Origin of the sequence: Alteromonas halophila, from assembly GCF_014651815.1 — a bacterium.
Taxonomy (GTDB): Bacteria; Pseudomonadota; Gammaproteobacteria; order Enterobacterales; family Alteromonadaceae; genus Alteromonas; species Alteromonas halophila.
The window spans coordinates 44,014-61,822 of sequence record NZ_BMXP01000007.1; the positions used below are offsets into that span (position 1 = coordinate 44,014).

Consider the following 17,809-nt stretch of genomic DNA (forward strand, 5'->3'; position numbering starts at 1 on the left):
TACACCTTTTTGTTGTATTCACCAACGGCCTGCGAGAATTGCCCCCTTTGCCCTGCCGCTTCCTTATCCACACTGGTACAATACGTTGCCATCATCGTCACATACTTTAACCAAGGAATACCATGGCCTGGATACAATTGCTTATCGAAACCTCGTCGGAAAACGCTGAAGCGATAGGCGACTGCCTGAGCGAGGTCGGCGCCCAGGCGGTAACCTTCGTCGACGCAAAAGACACGCCGATGTATGAACCCAAACCTGGCGAAGTGATGCTGTGGCCCGACACACGGGTAATTGGCTTATTCGATGCCAGCGACGATATTGACGGTATTATTGGTCAGCTTCGACACATGCCAGTGTTAGGTGACACGTTCAGCTATAAACTCGATGCACTGGAAGACAAAGACTGGGAGCGCGAGTGGATGGATAACTTTCATCCCATGCAATTTGGTGAGCGTCTGTGGATTTGTCCCAGCTGGCGCGAGGTACCAGACCCGGAGGCGGTTAATGTGTTGCTGGATCCCGGGCTGGCCTTTGGCACCGGCACCCATCCGACAACTGCGCTGTGCCTGCGCTGGCTGGACGGGTTATCACTTAAAGGAAAAACGGTCGTCGATTTTGGCTGTGGTTCCGGCATTCTTGCCATTGCGGCATTAAAGCTGGGTGCTGACAAGGTTATCGGCATCGATATCGATCCTCAGGCGCTTGAGGCGACACAGGAAAATGCCAGACGCAATGCTGTCAGTGACCGGCTCTTTGTGTATTTACCGCAGAACCAGCCAACCATTAGTGCCGACGTCGTTGTCGCCAATATCTTAAGCGGGCCTTTGTTGTCGCTGCGTGAAACCATTACCGCGTTCTGTAAACCGGGGGGACAACTGGTGCTCTCAGGGATCCTCAACGAGCAGGTCAACGACATTGAAGCCGCTTACAGCACTGACGTTGACCTGGCCCCCAGTGTGACAGAAGGAGAGTGGGCGCGCGTCAGTGGGCAGCGTCGCTAACCTACTGACTTTTGATGATAAATTCGAAGATACCCCGGGCCGACATCAGGGATTATCTGGCTTGGGAATGTTCTGATTTTCGATTCTGTCAAGAGTCCAGCACCAAATTTTGTGCGATTTTTAGCCTTTTCATGTTTAGCGAAAACGCGTACACTTAGCGCCCCGTTTGAGCCGGGTGTATAATTTCTGTTCAGTTGTAGTTGAATAATTATGCGTATTGGACCCTATCAGCTTGATAACAATTTGATGCTCGCGCCGATGGCAGGCGTGACCGACCGACCATTCCGTCAGCTTTGCAAACGGATGGGGGCAGGTCTGGTGGTGTCTGAAATGTTGTCGAGTAACCCGCGGGTATGGAAAACCGCCAAGTCGATGGCGCGCATGGACCATAGTGGCGAAGAAGGGATCCGGTCGGTTCAGATTGCCGGGGCTGATCCTGCACTCATGGCGCAGGCAGCACAGTTTAATGTTGAAAACGGGGCGCAGATCATCGATATCAACATGGGCTGTCCGGCCAAAAAAGTGAATAAAAAACTCGCAGGCTCCGCACTCTTGCAGTATCCGGAGTTGGTTGAGTCAATTATACAAGCAGTGGTTGAGGCGGTGGATGTGCCTGTCACATTAAAAATCCGCACCGGATGGAATCCGGACAACCGCAACGGGGTTGATATTGCCCGTATTGCTGAACAAAACGGCATTCAGTCGCTGGCTGTTCATGGCAGAACACGCGCCTGTATGTATAAAGGACACGCAGAGTACGACACCATTGCCAAAATTAAGGCAGCAGTGACTATTCCGGTTATTGCGAATGGCGATATTACCTCTGCGCAAAAAGCACAAGAGGTGCTCGACTACACTGGCGCAGATGGTCTGATGGTAGGCCGGGGCGCACAGGGAAACCCTTGGATTTTCAAGCAAATACTGCATTTTCTTGAAACCGGTGAAACCCTGAGTGCACCACCATTGTCAGAACAACATGACGTGCTACGCAGCCACGTAGCCAATGTGCATGCTTTTTATGGTGACATTGCCGGTGTAAGAATTGCCCGAAAGCACGTGGGCTGGTATCTCTCGGAGCATGATAAGGAACGTCAGTTTCGTAAAATCTTTAACGCCATTGAGCAAAGCGATGCGCAGCTCACGGCGATAGACGATTATTTTCAATCGCTGCAACGTCGAGAAACCCGACAGATTTCTCCCGCAGCATAGTGATGACTAACCAAAGAGCAAGACTGTATTATGTTCGATCAAAATGTGACTTCACCTTTTACTACCACAGTAACAACGCCTTCTCAGACTCAGGCGCAAAAGCCACTGCGTGATTCCGTAAAGCAGGCGGTTAACAAATACCTTAAGCAGCTGGACAACGCCAACATCGACAATTTATATGAGATGGTGCTGGCAGAAGTTGAAGCGCCTTTACTGGAAGAGGTCATGACTTACACGCGTGGCAACCAGACCCGCGCCGCCATCATGATGGGCATCAACCGTGGCACACTGCGTAAGAAGCTGAAGCAGTACGGCATGAACTAAGATTGACGGGCATTGCCCACTTAAGAGCACCTTTCGGTGCTCTTTTTGTTTCAACCATTTGTGATAGTACCGACACCTATGCAAACACCAAAACCTATTCGCCGCGCACTTCTTAGTGTGTCAGACAAAACCGGAATTGTAGAATTTGCCAGCGCCCTGCACGAGGCTGGCGTTGAACTGTTGTCCACCGGCGGCACAGCCCGCCTGCTCAGTGAAGCAGGACTGCCAGTCAAAGAGGTCTCCAGCCACACCGGGCACCCAGAAATAATGGATGGCCGCGTTAAAACCCTGCATCCGAAAATTCACGGCGGGATTTTAGGTCGCCGCGGCCAGGACGAGAGCGTCATGGCGCAAAATGAAATAGACGCCATTGATCTGGTTGCAGTTAACCTTTACCCCTTCGCAGATACGGTGGCCAAAGACGACTGTACACTGGAAGACGCCATCGAGAATATCGATATTGGCGGTCCTACCATGGTTCGCGCGGCTGCCAAAAATCATCGTGATGTCACCATTGTGGTGAACGCCGACGATTACGCCCGTGTCCTTACTGAGATGCAGCAGAATGAAAATTCACTGACACACCAGACCCGCTTTGACCTGGCGGTGAAAGCCTTTGAGCATACGGCCGAATACGATGGCATGATCGCGAACTACTTTGGTACCCGCCTTGACGCGGTTGAAGGTGAAGACGACGACGGTCACGATCACAGTGAATTCCCACGCACGTTTAATGTGCAGATGAGCAAAAAGCAGGATCTGCGCTACGGCGAAAACAGCCACCAGAATGCGGCGTTTTATGTAGAGAACCAGGTGCAGGAAGCCTCGGTCGCGACGGCCGAGCAGCTGCAGGGCAAAGCCTTGTCCTTTAACAATATCGCGGACACCGATGCGGCGCTGGAATGTGTGAAAGAGTTCGACGAACCAGCCTGTGTGATCGTCAAACACGCAAACCCGTGTGGTGTGGCAATTGGCGAAACAAGTTTAGCCGCTTATGACCGCGCATTTAAAACCGATCCTACCTCGGCGTTTGGCGGCATTATTGCGTTTAACCGTGAGCTGGACGCTACGACGGCGCAGGCCATTGTTGATCGTCAGTTTGTCGAAGTGATCATTGCGCCGTCTGTCTCAGAGCAGGCCAAAGACGTAATTGCAGCTAAGAAAAACGTCCGCCTGCTGGCCTGTGGCGACTGGCACGGGCAACTAACTGAAGGCTACGACTATAAGCGCGTCAATGGCGGCATGCTGGTGCAGGAGCGCGACTTCGGCATGGTGGAGATGGACGACCTTAAAGTGGTCACCAAGGTTCAGCCTGATGCGCAGCAACTGCGCGATCTGATGTTCTGCTGGAAAGTGGCCAAGTATGTGAAGTCTAATGCCATTGTCTATAGCAAAGATGGCATGACAATCGGCGTCGGTGCCGGCCAGATGAGCCGTGTCTATTCGGCGAAAATTGCCGGTATTAAAGCCGCCGACGAAAAACTGGAAGTCGCAGGGTCGGTGATGGCCTCTGATGCGTTCTTCCCATTCCGCGACGGTATTGATGCGGCAGCGGCAGCGGGTATCAAAGCGGTGATCCAGCCCGGTGGCTCGATGCGTGATGACGAAGTCATCGCGGCAGCTGACGAGCATGGTATCGCGATGGTCTTCACTGGTATGCGCCACTTCCGCCACTAACGGTATACCACAAGCCGGGCAGCGTATGCGGTAATCTGCCTGGCTTTATCGTTAACTTGTCAGCGTGATGGGCCGCCAGGGTGTAGGCTTAATCTGAAAGTATGTGCAGGCAGTATCAGGAAAGGAGCAAACACGTTAAAAACGGCTTATGCTGTAGACGGGTTTGCACACTCTCCGGCACGATAACGACAGTAAAACACTGACAATAAGGAATACGACATGAAAAAGTTTGCGCAATATCTACTCGCTGCTTCACTGGGGCTTGGCGGTACTACCGCTTTTGCGGATGCTCTGACCGACGCCGTAAAAGGTGAGCATCGCAGTGCAGACGCAAAAGTGCGCGATGAATACCGTAACCCACAGCAAACCCTTCGGTTCTTTGGCATTCAGCCAGATATGACGGTGGTTGAGATCTGGCCGGGCGGCGGCTGGTATGCCGACATCCTTGCGCCAATGTTAAAGGAAAAGGGCAACTACGTTGCGGCGCACTTTTTTATTGATGAAGAGTCACATGACTATTACCGCAAGTCACTGGACGGCTTTAAGGACAAAATGGAAAAAGCCGATCATTACTCAGACGTCACCCTTACCGCCTTTCATCCTGGCAAAGCCCATGATATTGCCGAACCAGGCTCTGCTGATGCGGTGCTGACCTTCAGAAACGTACACAACTGGTACATGAACGGCGGCAAAGAAGATACTGACAAAGCCTTTGAAAGCTTTTTTAAGGCGCTGAAACCAGGCGGTATCCTGGGTGTGGTAGAGCATGAAATGCCAGAATCAGGCAATGACGCCGCCATGAAAGATAGCGGCTACATGAAGCGCTCGGTGGTCATGGATGCGGCCAAAAAAGCGGGCTTTAAACTCGCTGAAAGTAGCGACGTAAACGCTAATCCGCAGGATAATGCCGATCATCCGCGCGGGGTATGGACCCTGCCACCCCGTCTGGCGCTGGATGAAAAAGATCGCGAAAAATACCTCACCATTGGCGAGAGTAATCGCATGACGCTTAAATTTGTAAAACCCAAATCGTAAGACAGGACATTTGATGAACGTACTTGTAATTGGCGGCGGCGGCCGCGAGCATGCGCTGGCGTTTAAGGCCGCGCAATCTTCTTCTGTAGCTACTGTGTTTGTTGCCCCGGGTAATGCCGGTACCGCACGCGAAGACAAGCTTGAAAATGTTGCGATAGATGTGACCGACATTGATGGCCTGCTTCATTTTGCTAAAAACAACGATGTAGCACTGACTATTGTCGGTCCGGAAGCGCCGCTGGTTGCAGGTGTCGTAGATGCCTTTGAGGCAGCAGGCCAGGCCATTTTCGGGCCAACGCAGGCTGCTGCGCAGCTGGAAGGCTCGAAAGCGTTCACCAAAGATTTTCTGGCGCGCCACGCTATTCCTACCGCTGGCTACCAGACCTTTACCGAAGTAGATCCGGCCATTGCGTACATGCAGAAAATGGGCGCGCCGATTGTTGTAAAAGCCGATGGTCTGGCCGCGGGTAAAGGCGTAATTGTCGCCATGAATGAAGCCGATGCCGAAGCCGCTATCCGCGATATGTTATCCGGCAATGCCTTTGGTGAAGCCGGCAGCCGGGTAGTGATTGAAGAGTTTCTGGATGGCGAAGAGGCCTCGTTTATTGTCATGGTTGACGGTAAAAACGTGCTGCCTTTCGCCACCAGTCAGGATCACAAACGTGCCGCCAATGGTGATACTGGTCCGAACACCGGCGGGATGGGCGCCTACTCACCGGCGCCAGTGGTCACGCCGGCCATCCACGACCGTATTATGCAGGAAGTCATAATGCCGACCGTCGACGGTATGGCAGCAGAAGGTATGCCGTACAAAGGCTTTTTGTATGCCGGGTTAATGATCATGGCAGACGGAACACCAAAAGTGATTGAGTATAACTGCCGGTTCGGTGATCCGGAAACTCAGCCCATTATGCTGCGTTTGCAGTCTGATCTGGTGGACTTGTGTCTGGCTGCCTGTGAAGGCGAGCTGAATGACAAAGCCATTGAATTTGACGAACGCGCCGCGGTTGGCGTGGTCCTCGCCGCAGGCGGCTATCCCGGTGCGTATGAAAAGGGCCATACAATAAGCGGCCTGGACACTGCCGATAATGAACACGGTAAAGTCTTTCACGCCGGCACCAAGCTTCAGGATGGCGATGTCGTCACCAGCGGTGGCCGGGTATTGTGTGCCACTGCACTGGGGAAAAATGTTACTGAGGCGCAGCAACGTGCGTATGACCTTACCGGCAAACTGCACTTTACCGATGCCTACTTCCGTACAGATATCGCCCACCGGGCTATTAGCCGGGAAAGTACTGCGCAGTAAAGAGGCGCTGTCTTAAAGATAAAAAAACGGGCTTTCTTTAAAGCCCGTTTTTTTTGCGAGACGCAATTAGAAGGTTTCTGCTAGGCAGACTTTCGGCGACGTATCGCCAGCCCAATCAGACTCAGACCGAACAGCCCCAGCACACCAGGCTCTGGAACCTGCGAAACATTGACCGCAAACGTGCTGCTGGCGTATTCAATACCAACCAAATCATCACGGTTCGCGTACGCCCAGTTATCCATATTCAGGTCAAAGTCAAACACGTAGTACAAGCCGTCGTTGGTTTGACCGTTCTGTGTTTCGCTACCCAGGAACAGGCCACTCATGCTGCCAGTCACACCCAGCGGATCGCCGTTGGCTTCAATCATGTTGCCAATCTGCAAGCCTTCCAGACCGGTGGCATGTAAGTCAATATCCAGTTCCAGGAATGTCCCGGCGTCTGCCACATTGCTTGGTGCACTTAAGCGCGATGCAGAATCACCGTTACGTACCGACATAGAAAACAAAAAGTCAGTCCAGTGGGTTCCATTGAAGTTATCAAATCCGAAACTCACATCCTGCAATGCAGCGGGATCGCTGTACGAGGCCGCGTTGTAATACTGCATAAAACCAGCACCGGTATTACCGTGTGTATTACCCCAGCCATTACCACGGGGGGCTCCTGTACCATCCACCGCAGTACTGTACCACCAGGAGCCCATCGCAATTGCTGCATCAGCACCAACCCCAGGGTTGCCAAAAATCGAATAGAGTGACAGGTCTCGCTCACTCACATTAATCAGATCAACCTGATTGGCGAGCCCCGCATCACTGTACACTGTAATGGTGCCTTCATAGCCAAACCTGTCGCTGCTGATCCAGCCAGACCCACTCTCTATGGGCGCTGCCTGAACAACCCCTGAAACTAAGGACAGCGCTGCAACGGCGCTTGTTAATACATTCTTCATGTTATTTCCTTTTTAGTTTTTGCGTTCCCGCAGGGGCAGCAGTAGCAAGTTTAGGTCCAACCACTTATCTCATTGACATTGTTGAACTTTTAACCATAAGCAAACGACATTGTTAAAATCACCGACATAAGAAAACACGCATATGAATAGAATTTCGACAGCTTCAGATAGCCTGTAGCGTACTTACTACCTGATTTTTATCGCATTTTATTAACAACTAAACCAAAGTAGTAAGCGCCATCAAAAACTGTAAAAATATCTGACACTTTGATTATCCGCACTGCCCACCTCTCTATTTGCAGAGGTCATTGTCGCGAGTTCGTCTATAGATTATCTTCGCAAACTCTGCTGTACTAACAAGCAACGCAGCGAACGCTGTATATAGGGAAGACGCCATGACAGAATCGGAACTGTAAGCCTATGTCTTTTCAGCGCCACGTTTACCACGCCTTGCACACGCCTCCCTCCTCACCCGTCGGCACTGGCAGCGCACGCCTTGTCAACATGTTACTGATCGTGCTTATCATCGCCAATGTGGTTGCCATGATGCTGGAAACGGTGCCGGCACTGTACCAGCAGTGGCATGTCGAACTCGCGATGTTTGAAGTAGTGTCGGTGGCGATATTCAGCATCGAATACCTGTTAAGGATCTGGGTAGCACCGCTCATCCCCCATCCGAAGAACCCGGATGAGCCGCGCTGGGAACGGCGTATCGACTACCTGTTAAGCCCCATGGCCTTGATTGATTTGCTGGCGATACTGCCGTTTTATTTAGGGTCACTGGTCAATATTGACTTGCGGGTATTACGCCTGCTGAGGGTTGTACGCATGATCAAGCTTGGCCGCTACTCACGCTCTATGCAAACCATTTTCACGGTAATACGTAAAGAAGCCCGCACGCTGCTCGCCGCCACCAGCATGCTGCTGATATTAATGGTTATCGCTGCCACCATTATTTTTTACCTGGAGCACCATGCACAGCCCGACGTATTTACCAGTATCCCTGCGTCGTTATGGTGGGCGCTGGTCACTCTTACTACGGTAGGCTATGGCGATGTGGTGCCAGTGACGGCTCTGGGAAAGGTCTTTGGCGGGTTTATAACCCTGCTGGGTGTGGGCCTGTATGCGTTACCAGCGGGGATCCTGTCATCCAGTTTTACCGCACACATGCAGCAGCGCCGCGCCCGGTTTCAGGACACCGTTAAAACCATTATTGCCGATGGAGCGATCAGCGAACATGACGCACATCATCTGGAGCGGGTCAGAGAGCTGCTTGATTTGGACGAGGAAGAAGCCGAGCTTATCATCAGGTTATTACAGCACCACCATCGCAACCATGATGACAGTCAAAGCGACACTTCAATGGAATAAAACGTCTCATATCTGGCCCTGACAGAAATTGTACAGCCCTGGCGGCGAGTGCGTATCTTCCCTTGATTAATGATAGTCATAAGCTTATAACTAGGGTCCGGCTTAACCTCAAGTGACGCTATGTCTGTAAAACACCCGATTATTGCCATTACCGGGTCCTCCGGCGCTGGCACTACCACAACAACCAATGCTATCCGCCACATTTTCAGGAACCTGAAGATCAATGCGGCCGTGGTCGGCGGTGACAGCTTTCATCGGTTCACTCGTCCCGAGATGGAAGTGGAGATCCGCAAAGCGCAGGAACAGGGACGTCATATCAGTTACTTTGGGCCAAAAGCGAATGATTTCGAACTGCTTGAAACGGTATTCCGGGAATATGGCAGCGCCGGTACCGGTCGTTTTCGCCAGTACCTGCATACCTTTGATGAAGCGGTACCGTTCAACCAGATGCCCGGTACGTTTACCCCCTGGCAGGATCTTCCCGAAAACACCGACCTGCTGTTTTATGAAGGGTTACATGGCGGCGTAAAAACCGAAGAAAATGATGTTGCCAAACATGTTGATTTGCTGGTCGGCATGGTGCCCATTGTGAACCTGGAGTGGATCCAGAAAATCGTACGCGACACCACTGACCGGGGCCATTCGAGAGAAGCGGTAATGAGCAGCATTGTGCGTGGGCTGGATGACTATTTTCAGTATATTACCCCACAGTTTTCCCGCACCCATGTCAATTTTCAGCGTGTTCCTACTGTCGATACCTCAAACCCCTTCAGTGCCAGAGAAATCCCGACACAGGATGAAAGCTTTGTGGTGGTGCGCTTTCGCCGGGAAATGAAAAATGTCGACTACCCCTATCTGATGCAAATGATCGATGGTGCGTTTATGTCACGCATTAACACACTGGTGGTGCCGGGCGGCAAAATGGGGCTGGCCATGGAATTGATCCTGACACCACTGATAGAAGATCTGCTGGCGAAGAAGCGACGCGCCGGTCATCAGATGGACTGGGTGAGTGACTAACGGCAGCGTAAAGCTGGCAGCGATGACACGCGTCATGCAACACCGCCATCAATGACACTATTTGTAACAAAGCACTGTCCTCACTGCAGGCAGTTTTGCTTTGTCGATGCCAACCTTGTGGTTATAGTATAAAAAAACGTCCGGGATATCAGTATGGGTCAGGAAACCTCAAAAATTCTTGTTGTTGACGATGATATGCGTCTCAGAAGCCTGCTTGAGCGCTATCTGGTAGAACAGGGCTATCAGGTGCGGGCAGCGGCGAACGCTGATCAAATGGATCGCATGCTGGAACGGGAGAATTTTCATTTGATGGTCCTGGATCTGATGTTACCCGGCGAAGATGGCCTGTCGATTTGCCGCCGCATCCGCAAGTCCGATAATCCGCTGCCCATCGTCATGCTGACGGCAAAAGGCGACGAAGTAGATCGTATTATAGGCCTGGAAATGGGCGCCGATGACTACCTGCCCAAACCCTTTAATCCCCGCGAATTACTGGCTCGCGTGAAAGCGGTGCTGCGTCGCCAGTCAAATGAAGCCCCCGGCGCACCTTCCCGGGATGAACAGGTTGTCGAGTTTGGCACCTATGCACTGAACCTGGCGACCCGCGAAATGACCGACTCGGGCACCCCTATGACCCTCACCAGCGGCGAATTTGCCGTGCTTAAATCGCTGGTTACCCATCCGCGCGAGCCCTTGTCGCGGGACAAGCTGATGAACCTGGCCCGGGGCCGGGATTACAGTGCACTGGAGCGCAGTATCGATGTCCAGGTATCACGCCTTCGTCGCATGCTGGAAAAGGATCCGACCAACCCCAGATACATACAGACGGTATGGGGACTGGGTTATGTGTTTGTGCCGGACGGCGAAAAAAGCGCATGATGTTAGCCGCCTAACCTGCCGCCCCTGTCGTGCGACTGCTCCCTAAAAGTGCCTTCGGCCAGACTGTCTTATTGATAGGCGTGCTGCTGCTTATCAATCAGGTGGTGTCTTATCTGTCGGTCACCTACTACTTTATTCGCCCCAGCTATCAGCAAATTAACAGTCTGCTGGCCACCCAGGTGAAAAGCGTGATTGCTGATGATTTGCTGGTTAGCAACCAGGCGGCCCGGGAACGTTATTACAAGCAAACCGCCATTCGTGTCATTGATGAAAGTGACGCGCAAAAGACCGGACTGGAAAACGCCACGTTTTATGGCTTTATGTCGGACGAAGTATCTGATCAGCTTAAGATGAATGCCGATGTGCGCATCAGCACCGGCTCAGATCGCAGCGCCGCAAACGAGCCCCCCTACCTGGTCTGGATTTCGGTGCAGCGTTATCCGGACACCTGGATCGCCATCCCTATTACGGGTCTCAACGAGGCCAATATCTCGCCGCTGACCATGTACCTTATGGTGATTGGGATCTTAAGTGTGGCCGGTGGCTGGCTGTTTGTGCGCCGCATGACGCGGCCATTGCAATCGCTTCAGCGCGCGGCGGTCGAAGTAGGACGCGGGCACTTTCCTCCGCCGCTGGAAGAAGAGGGAAGCAGTGAGATTATGGCGGTAACCCGTGCGTTTAACCGCATGAACCAGGGCATCAAACAACTTGAGCACGACCGGACGCTGATGACTGCGGGTATTTCCCATGATTTGCGCACACCGCTCACCCGTATCCGGCTGGCGACAGAAATGCTCCCCGACGAACAGGACTGGATAAAAGAAGGGATCGTCAATGACATTGAAGATATGAATGCCATTATCGATCAGTTTATCGAGTACGCCCGCTTTGATACCGAAGAAATTCACGAACAGGCTGACCTCAACACGCTGATAAGCGAGGCAACTCAGGCCCGTCAGCTTGACGCATCACACCATATTGCACTGAAGCTCGGCGACCTGCCCGCACTTAACCTGCGCCGTATTGCCATTAAGCGGGTGATTGAAAATCTGATTGAAAATGCCTTTCGCTATGGCTCGGATACTATCGTTATCAATACGTTTTATGATGCGCGCGAGCAACGTGTTTATTGCAAAATTCGCGACTTTGGTCCGGGTATCCCCGAAGCCAGCTTGAGCGACGTGTTTATGCCGTTTGCACAGGGCGATAAGGCCCGGGGCAGTCTGGGCTCAGGGCTTGGACTGGCGATTACGCGACGTATTATCGAAGCGCACGAGGGTCAGATCCGGCTTCGCAACCATCCTCAGGGCGGTCTGATTGCTGAATTCTGGCTGCCGCAGCGCGACAAGTTGTAGTTGTCACGTTATCAGGTTTGCACGTGCACCTGCCGCGCCTCAGCTACTGTCCTTGCCGGACCATTTTGCTGTATCCCACCGCCGCCAGCCATAACCAGCATCCCGCGATGGGAATGACCCAGAACGCGACGGTCAAAGGCACGTAATTGGCCCATACCCCGGTACTGAACGAGGCAACCTGAACGCCTGTGGAGTTGCCGATAATGCTGATCCCCGACAGCACCGGACCGTTTTGTTCATCCATACTCATGGCAGCTGACAGCATCAACGGAAAGAGACCGCCAAGCCCTAACCCCAGTAACAGATTGCTGGCACCCATTGATACCAATTCGCTGCTGAGCTTTATACCCAGTGTCCCCATCAGTGACATGGTCGCCATCAGAACGATTAAACGCGGTACGCTGACAATTCGCAGCAGCCACGCAAAACCAAGCCGGCTTATCACCATACCGGCCGTAAAGCAGGCCAGCAGGTTTCGTGATTGCTCGCCGCTGAAGCCATGACCATTGTGGGCATAGCTGACAAACCAGTTGGCGTTACCAAACTCAACAGCCCCATAACCGAAGCTCAGCAAGGCCATAAACATAAAAACCGGCTGACGGATAATCTGTGTAAATGCCAGCGTACGTTTATCCTGGTTATAGGCAGACGTGGCGACCTTACGGGCATTGGCACTGGCAGTGAAAAAAGCCAGTGCCGCCACCCCCAGCATGATAAACGACAACACCTGCATGGGCAGGTGCCAGTCTTCTCTAACCTGATACATCAGGGTGACAAAAAATGACGCTGCCAGCGTACCCAGACTGAACATAAAGTCCATTAGTCCCATCATGGCAAAGCGTTTCTGTGCGTAAATCTGTGCGATGAGGGTGTGGCCAATGGTGATAATAGCCGAGCTGATAATGCCGATAATAAACGCCATGCCAATCACACCCGACCAGTGCGTGAAGTGCGTCATTACCATGACTGACACGGCATCAAGCGCAAACAGGATCCCTAAGAGAGAAACAAAATCATACCGGTTTGCATATTTGCCGCCCAGTATGGCACCAATCATCATGCCCAGTGAAAATAAGGAAAACAGTGCGCCACTGACAAGTTCCGACATCGCCAGGTTACGCGCGATATCGGGCAGCAGGATCCCCCACAGAATAAAAAGATTACCGAGCAGAAAAAAGCCGGCAAAGACCACCACCGTCACAGGTCGACGCTGCATGCATACTCCTCGCTGGATATCAGGAAATGTTAAAAACAGGGTTTGTCTGTAGGGTGGGCGTTTGTTGGACTCTGGGCCTGTTTCGCCTCTTTTTAATCGCTATTACTGTGTCACAGTGACGAAATTCGGGCAAGATAAAAAACCCGCAGCGGATGCTGCGGGTGAAAGTAATCACGGTTGTGATTATCGTTGGGAATCGTTATGAGGACCGGCGTTGATGATCTCTTCGCTCACTTCGTAGCGAGCAAAATTTTTCTGAAACTGCGCGATCAAACGGCTGGCATAGGCATCATACTCATCACCACTTTGCCACGTGTCACGGGGCACAAGTAGCTGACTGTCGACACCAGGAACGGCCACCGGCACATCCAGGTTCAGCCCGTCAATATGGCGGGTTTCCACATCCCGTAACTGGTCTGTCACAATGGCATCAATGATGGCGCGGGTCGTTGGAATATCAAAGCGCTGACCTTTGCCATACGGGCCGCCAGTCCAGCCGGTGTTCACCAGGTAAACACGCGCACCAAAGTCTTTTACGCGCTTCATTAATAACTCGGCGTATACGCGCGCGGGACGCGGGAAGAACGGGGCACCAAAACAGGTAGAAAAGGTGGATTCAATTTCTGCGCTGGCACCTATCTCGGTTGATCCAACCTTGGCGGTATAACCACTTAAGAAATGGTAGGCGGCCGCAGGCTCGCTGAGTATCGACACCGGTGGCAGCACACCACTAACGTCACAGGTTAAAAACACCACCGAGCGCGGTTCACCGGCCATATTGGCGTCGACCCGTTTGCTAATATGCTCAAGCGGATACGCCGCGCGGGAATTTTGCGTCAGCGAGGTATCGCTGTAATCCGGCTGGCGCTGCGCGTTCATCACCACGTTTTCAAGGATGGCGCCAAAGCGAATGGCGTCCCAGATGACCGGTTCGTTCTTCTGCGATAAATCAATACATTTGGCATAGCAGCCACCTTCTATATTGAACACACTGCCTGGTGCCCAGCCATGCTCATCATCACCAATTAAAAAGCGTGTCGGATCGGCTGACAGGGTGGTTTTTCCCGTCCCGGACAAGCCGAAAAACAGGGTCACGTCGCCGGCTTCGCCCACATTTGCCGAGCAGTGCATGGGCAATACCTGCTTGCCTGGCAGCAGGAAATTCTGCACAGAGAACATGGCTTTTTTCATCTCTCCGGCGTAGCGCATACCGGCCAGCAGGACTTTTTTCTCAGCGAAGTTGATAATCACACAGCCATCACTGTTGGTGCCGTCACGCTTCGGCTCACACACAAAACCTGGCACATTCATCACCTGCCAGGGTGTCTCTGAGGCTGGATTCCAGTTATCTGGCACAATGAACAGGTTACGGGCAAACACTTGCTGCCAGGCGGTCTGGGTGCGTACTACAACAGGCAGAGCATGCGTTGGATCGGCGCCGACCTGCAGATGCGACAAAAAGTGCTCCTGGGTATTGAGGTACGCTTCAACACGCTGCCATAAGGCGTCAAACTGCGTTGCATCGAAGGGTTTATTTACATTGCCCCATTCGATTTCAGCCTCTGTGCCAGGTTCTTTGACAATAAACCGGTCGGCGGGTGAACGCCCGGTACGGGCACCAGTTTCAACAACTAATGCACCGTTGTCGGCCAAATGGCCTTCGCCGCGCTGAATCGCCAGCTCAATCAGAGCTGCACTGGATAAGTCGGCTCGGGGGGTCACTACGATTCCCGAATCCATGCTGGTTGCCGCCGTCATTTGAAAGTCCACCTGTAAGTTTTCATCTTTGTAATCGAAGTTCGATTGTACGGAAAACACGCGCCGCCGCAATCGGTTAATTGTAAATTATTGATGATTATTAAAATGACAGATTGATCAGTATCAAACATACAAAGACGGGTATGCTAAAAAGGTAGTCACCATGCGTTATTTCTGTGCCTAATCATGAAATATTTCAGATTAAGAAACGTAATTTTTTACAGCGGGAATGCATAAGCGGTACGCCCTTAAAGGCGTACCGCTACACGTAGCATGGGTCTGAAAGGTGATGCTGCGGGAGAAAAAAGCGACTTACTGTGGTTGCGTAGCGCCACCGGCGTGACCGTTGTGAATCGCTTCCACATCAATGCTGTCGAAGCGGTATTCGGTATGACAGTACTGACAATTCATTTTAATTGCCCCTTCTTCAGCGATAATGGCTTCCAGCTCCGCTTTTTCAACATTCTTCAGGGCTGCGGCGCTGCGTTCACGCGAACAGGTACAGGCAAAGCTGACGGCCTGCGCCGGGTACATTTCAACCTGTTCCTGATGATACAGCCGGTATAAAATGTCTTGTACCGGCAGACTGAACATTTCTTCACTGGTCAGGGTATCGGTCAGCGTACTGATATGCTCAAACTCACTCAGACTGTCTTTCTCAGAGGTACTGGCAGATTTCGGCAGCACTTGCAGCAGCATCCCTGCAGAGCGCACATTCTCAGGGTCAGAGAAGTCGGTCATCAGTCGAACCCGGGTAGGCAGCTGTTCAGATTGTTCAAAATAACTTTCCAGACACGCAGACAATGAGGGTTTATCCAGCGCAACAACCCCCTGATAACGCTCGCCTTCGTGTGGGGTGATGGTGATCACCAGTATGGCTTTATCCGTCAGTTCAGCAAAACTTTCCGGCAGACTGGTCAGCGACTCATCCCAGCGCGCAACGCCGCGTAATGTCTGTTCATGGGTGGCATTGACCACTGCGTAGCGCACCACGCCTTCACTCTGAATTTGCAGGCCCACTTCGCCTTCAATTTTCAGGGTTGCCGTCAGCAGTGACGCAGCCGCCGCCATTTCACCCAGTAATTGCTGGATCTGAACCGGGTACTCATAGTTGTGCACGATGTGCTGTAAACTGTCACTGAGCTTTACTAGCTCTCCGCGCACACTGGCGTCGGGAAAAATAAAGCGGTGTAGTTGATCAAACGAACTCATAAGGGATCCTTAACTTGTGTGCACGGCGCTGTTCAGCGCTGTTTCATTTTGATAATTTCACGACGTTGCTTTTTGTCGGGCCGGCCATCGGGGTGCGGATTGTGAAACGTGTTCATTTTTCTTGCCAGCTGATTACGCTCACGCTGCGCCTGACTTTCCTCGGTCTCCTGATACAGTGCCTGCGCCTGGGGCGCGCCAAGGCGCTTGTCACTCAAGCCCAGTACTTCCACTTCCTTGACGTCCCAGCCGGCCGTGATCTTCAGCATGGCACCAGGTTCTACCGCACGCCCGGGCTTGGCGCGCTGACCGTTATAATGAACTTTTCCGGCCTGTACCATGTCTCTGGCAAGCGCCCGTGTTTTATAAAAGCGGGCTGCCCACAGCCACTTGTCGAGTCTGACATTTTGTGATGTATTGTCGCTTCGCTTTTGGCTCATGTAATAATTTTGTCACTAGTGCCCTTTAGTATTGTGACCCCTACCCTGACTAGGCTATGATGAGTCGGCTAAAGCGCAAAAATTCTTATAAATATAACGAAAAAGCAGCTGTATCACCTAATCGCATGACATTTGATAAACTCACTCCACAGGCGCTCGTCAGTGCCGCGAACCAACACCAGAAGTACCTTCATCTGGCGGTTGTAGTCGTGCTGAGCCTGTACCTTATTGCCTTTGCAGCCGAGCTTATCTGGCGAATTGTACCTCAGCCTGCGCTTTCGTCTCCACCCACAGCCGTCAACCGTGTGTCGACGCCTGCTAACAGCAATCAAGGTGGGGTCAACCTTCGAAAAATACAACAGCTGAACCTGTTTGGAAATGCCACAGCTAAACCCAAACCGGTCGAGAAAGAACCCGTCACCGATGCGCCTGAAACCCGCCTTAACCTGACCCTGACCGGGGTTGTGGTGAGCAGTGACGAAAATGCCGCAACCGCTATCGTGGAAAACGGCGGGTCTCAAAGCGTCTACGGGCTGGGCGACAAGATAGAAAAAACCAATGCCACGTTGCAGCAGGTTTTCAGCGACCGGGTGATTATCCGCAATGGTGCGCGCAGTGAGACACTGATGCTGGACGGGGTCGATTTTGAAGAAGCCAACCGTCGTCGCGAGCGCAACGCGCAGCGAGAAGCAGCAGCAAATCAGAATGATAAGCGCCAGCTTAGCAACGAGGCCGTAGAAGCGACCGCGGCACTGCGCGAAAAGCCGGCCAATTTTACCGACTTTATATCCATATCACCGCAAACTGAAGGTGGCCAGCTGGTCGGCTATAAAGTTGCGCCCGGCAAAAATGCCACCCTGTTTCAAGCGGCTGGCTTACAGGCCGGCGACGTCATCACCCAGATTAATGGGCTGGATTTGACTGACTTACAACAATCACAGGAAGCGCTGACGGAACTGCGAAGCGCTCAGAGCATCGAACTGACTATCCTGCGCGATGGCAGTTACGACACCGTGTATCTCGATTTACCCGAGCCTGCGGCACAGTGAGAACTATAGGAAA

Annotated in this window: 16 protein-coding genes; 11 read left to right on the plus strand and 5 right to left on the minus strand. The window is 52.3% G+C overall.

The window, feature by feature from the left end:
- Positions 1 to 122 precede the first annotated feature (122 nt).
- From prmA to purD, 6 genes are all read left to right on the plus strand, one after another.
- Positions 123 to 1,001, plus strand: a complete 879-nt coding sequence (gene prmA / locus IE054_RS13140; protein ID WP_189407126.1) for a 50S ribosomal protein L11 methyltransferase — start codon at positions 123 to 125, stop codon at positions 999 to 1,001.
- Positions 1,002 to 1,211: 210 nt separating this feature from the next.
- On the plus strand, positions 1,212 to 2,210 hold the full coding sequence (dusB, locus tag IE054_RS13145) for a tRNA dihydrouridine synthase DusB (RefSeq protein ID WP_189407128.1): 999 nt from the start codon (positions 1,212 to 1,214) through the stop codon (positions 2,208 to 2,210).
- A 30-nt stretch (positions 2,211 to 2,240) separates the two neighbouring features.
- Entirely contained in the window at positions 2,241 to 2,534 is a 294-nt protein-coding gene (gene fis / locus IE054_RS13150) for a DNA-binding transcriptional regulator Fis (RefSeq protein WP_012520109.1), read from the plus strand.
- Positions 2,535 to 2,612: 78 nt separating this feature from the next.
- Positions 2,613 to 4,211, plus strand: a complete 1,599-nt coding sequence (gene purH, locus IE054_RS13155; RefSeq protein ID WP_189407131.1) for a bifunctional phosphoribosylaminoimidazolecarboxamide formyltransferase/IMP cyclohydrolase — start codon at positions 2,613 to 2,615, stop codon at positions 4,209 to 4,211.
- A 219-nt stretch (positions 4,212 to 4,430) separates the two neighbouring features.
- A complete protein-coding gene (locus IE054_RS13160) occupies positions 4,431 to 5,246 on the plus strand; it encodes a class I SAM-dependent methyltransferase (RefSeq protein WP_189407133.1) in 816 nt (271 codons plus the stop codon).
- Between the two features lie 13 nt (positions 5,247 to 5,259).
- A complete protein-coding gene (gene purD / locus IE054_RS13165) occupies positions 5,260 to 6,552 on the plus strand; it encodes a phosphoribosylamine--glycine ligase (protein ID WP_189407136.1) in 1,293 nt (430 codons plus the stop codon).
- An 80-nt stretch (positions 6,553 to 6,632) separates the two neighbouring features.
- On the opposite strand, the gene IE054_RS13170 is transcribed toward purD, so the two are convergent.
- Complete coding sequence (locus IE054_RS13170) at positions 6,633 to 7,499, minus strand: PEP-CTERM sorting domain-containing protein (RefSeq protein WP_189407138.1); 867 nt, start codon at positions 7,497 to 7,499, stop codon at positions 6,633 to 6,635.
- 420 nt (positions 7,500 to 7,919) lie between these two features.
- Here IE054_RS13170 and IE054_RS13175 point away from each other — a divergent pair, with 420 nt between their 5' ends.
- The 4 genes from IE054_RS13175 to envZ all read left to right on the plus strand — a co-directional run bounded on the left by IE054_RS13175 (position 7,920) and on the right by envZ (position 12,124).
- Positions 7,920 to 8,870, plus strand: coding sequence for an ion transporter (locus tag IE054_RS13175; protein WP_189407141.1), 951 nt, complete (start codon positions 7,920 to 7,922; stop codon positions 8,868 to 8,870).
- 120 nt (positions 8,871 to 8,990) lie between these two features.
- Positions 8,991 to 9,890 (plus strand): phosphoribulokinase, encoded by a 900-nt coding sequence (locus IE054_RS13180; RefSeq protein WP_189407143.1) that lies wholly within the window; start codon positions 8,991 to 8,993, stop codon positions 9,888 to 9,890.
- A 153-nt stretch (positions 9,891 to 10,043) separates the two neighbouring features.
- Positions 10,044 to 10,769 (plus strand): osmolarity response regulator transcription factor OmpR, encoded by a 726-nt coding sequence (ompR, locus tag IE054_RS13185; RefSeq protein ID WP_189407144.1) that lies wholly within the window; start codon positions 10,044 to 10,046, stop codon positions 10,767 to 10,769.
- Positions 10,770 to 10,798: 29 nt separating this feature from the next.
- Positions 10,799 to 12,124: a two-component system sensor histidine kinase EnvZ gene (gene envZ, locus IE054_RS13190; RefSeq protein ID WP_189407146.1), complete on the plus strand. Its 1,326-nt coding sequence runs from the start codon at positions 10,799 to 10,801 to the stop codon at positions 12,122 to 12,124.
- A 43-nt stretch (positions 12,125 to 12,167) separates the two neighbouring features.
- Here the strand turns inward: envZ and IE054_RS13195 are convergent, their stop codons facing one another.
- The 4 genes from IE054_RS13195 to hslR all read right to left on the minus strand — a co-directional run bounded on the left by IE054_RS13195 (position 12,168) and on the right by hslR (position 16,747).
- The gene (locus IE054_RS13195) at positions 12,168 to 13,340 is read right to left on the minus strand and encodes an MFS transporter (protein WP_189407149.1); all 1,173 of its coding nucleotides are present in this window, start codon (positions 13,338 to 13,340) and stop codon (positions 12,168 to 12,170) included.
- A 183-nt stretch (positions 13,341 to 13,523) separates the two neighbouring features.
- Positions 13,524 to 15,098 carry a phosphoenolpyruvate carboxykinase gene (locus tag IE054_RS13200; RefSeq protein ID WP_189407151.1) on the minus strand — a complete coding sequence of 525 codons (1,575 nt, stop codon included), beginning with the start codon at positions 15,096 to 15,098 and terminating at the stop codon, positions 13,524 to 13,526.
- 312 nt (positions 15,099 to 15,410) lie between these two features.
- Positions 15,411 to 16,310: an Hsp33 family molecular chaperone HslO gene (hslO, locus tag IE054_RS13205; RefSeq protein ID WP_189407153.1), complete on the minus strand. Its 900-nt coding sequence runs from the start codon at positions 16,308 to 16,310 to the stop codon at positions 15,411 to 15,413.
- Positions 16,311 to 16,342: 32 nt separating this feature from the next.
- Entirely contained in the window at positions 16,343 to 16,747 is a 405-nt protein-coding gene (gene hslR, locus IE054_RS13210; protein WP_189407155.1) for a ribosome-associated heat shock protein Hsp15, read from the minus strand.
- Between the two features lie 125 nt (positions 16,748 to 16,872).
- Between hslR and gspC the strand changes: the two genes are divergently transcribed.
- Positions 16,873 to 17,796, plus strand: a complete 924-nt coding sequence (gene gspC / locus IE054_RS13215; protein WP_189407158.1) for a type II secretion system protein GspC — start codon at positions 16,873 to 16,875, stop codon at positions 17,794 to 17,796.
- Positions 17,797 to 17,809: the final 13 nt, after the last annotated feature.

Excerpts from the sequence above, each read along its gene's own strand:
- prmA (WP_189407126.1), top strand. The coding sequence starts at position 123 with ATGGCCTGGATACAATTGCTTATCGAAACCTCGTCGGAAAACGCTGAA.
- dusB (WP_189407128.1), top strand. The coding sequence starts at position 1,212 with ATGCGTATTGGACCCTATCAGCTTGATAACAATTTGATGCTCGCGCCG.
- fis (WP_012520109.1), top strand. The coding sequence starts at position 2,241 with ATGTTCGATCAAAATGTGACTTCACCTTTTACTACCACAGTAACAACG.
- purH (WP_189407131.1), top strand. The coding sequence starts at position 2,613 with ATGCAAACACCAAAACCTATTCGCCGCGCACTTCTTAGTGTGTCAGAC.
- IE054_RS13160 (WP_189407133.1), top strand. The coding sequence starts at position 4,431 with ATGAAAAAGTTTGCGCAATATCTACTCGCTGCTTCACTGGGGCTTGGC.
- purD (WP_189407136.1), top strand. The coding sequence starts at position 5,260 with ATGAACGTACTTGTAATTGGCGGCGGCGGCCGCGAGCATGCGCTGGCG.
- IE054_RS13170 (WP_189407138.1), bottom strand. The coding sequence starts at position 7,499 with ATGAAGAATGTATTAACAAGCGCCGTTGCAGCGCTGTCCTTAGTTTCA.
- IE054_RS13175 (WP_189407141.1), top strand. The coding sequence starts at position 7,920 with ATGTCTTTTCAGCGCCACGTTTACCACGCCTTGCACACGCCTCCCTCC.
- IE054_RS13180 (WP_189407143.1), top strand. The coding sequence starts at position 8,991 with ATGTCTGTAAAACACCCGATTATTGCCATTACCGGGTCCTCCGGCGCT.
- ompR (WP_189407144.1), top strand. The coding sequence starts at position 10,044 with ATGGGTCAGGAAACCTCAAAAATTCTTGTTGTTGACGATGATATGCGT.
- IE054_RS13195 (WP_189407149.1), bottom strand. The coding sequence starts at position 13,340 with ATGCAGCGTCGACCTGTGACGGTGGTGGTCTTTGCCGGCTTTTTTCTG.
- IE054_RS13200 (WP_189407151.1), bottom strand. The coding sequence starts at position 15,098 with ATGACGGCGGCAACCAGCATGGATTCGGGAATCGTAGTGACCCCCCGA.
- hslO (WP_189407153.1), bottom strand. The coding sequence starts at position 16,310 with ATGAGTTCGTTTGATCAACTACACCGCTTTATTTTTCCCGACGCCAGT.
- hslR (WP_189407155.1), bottom strand. The coding sequence starts at position 16,747 with ATGAGCCAAAAGCGAAGCGACAATACATCACAAAATGTCAGACTCGAC.
- gspC (WP_189407158.1), top strand. The coding sequence starts at position 16,873 with ATGACATTTGATAAACTCACTCCACAGGCGCTCGTCAGTGCCGCGAAC.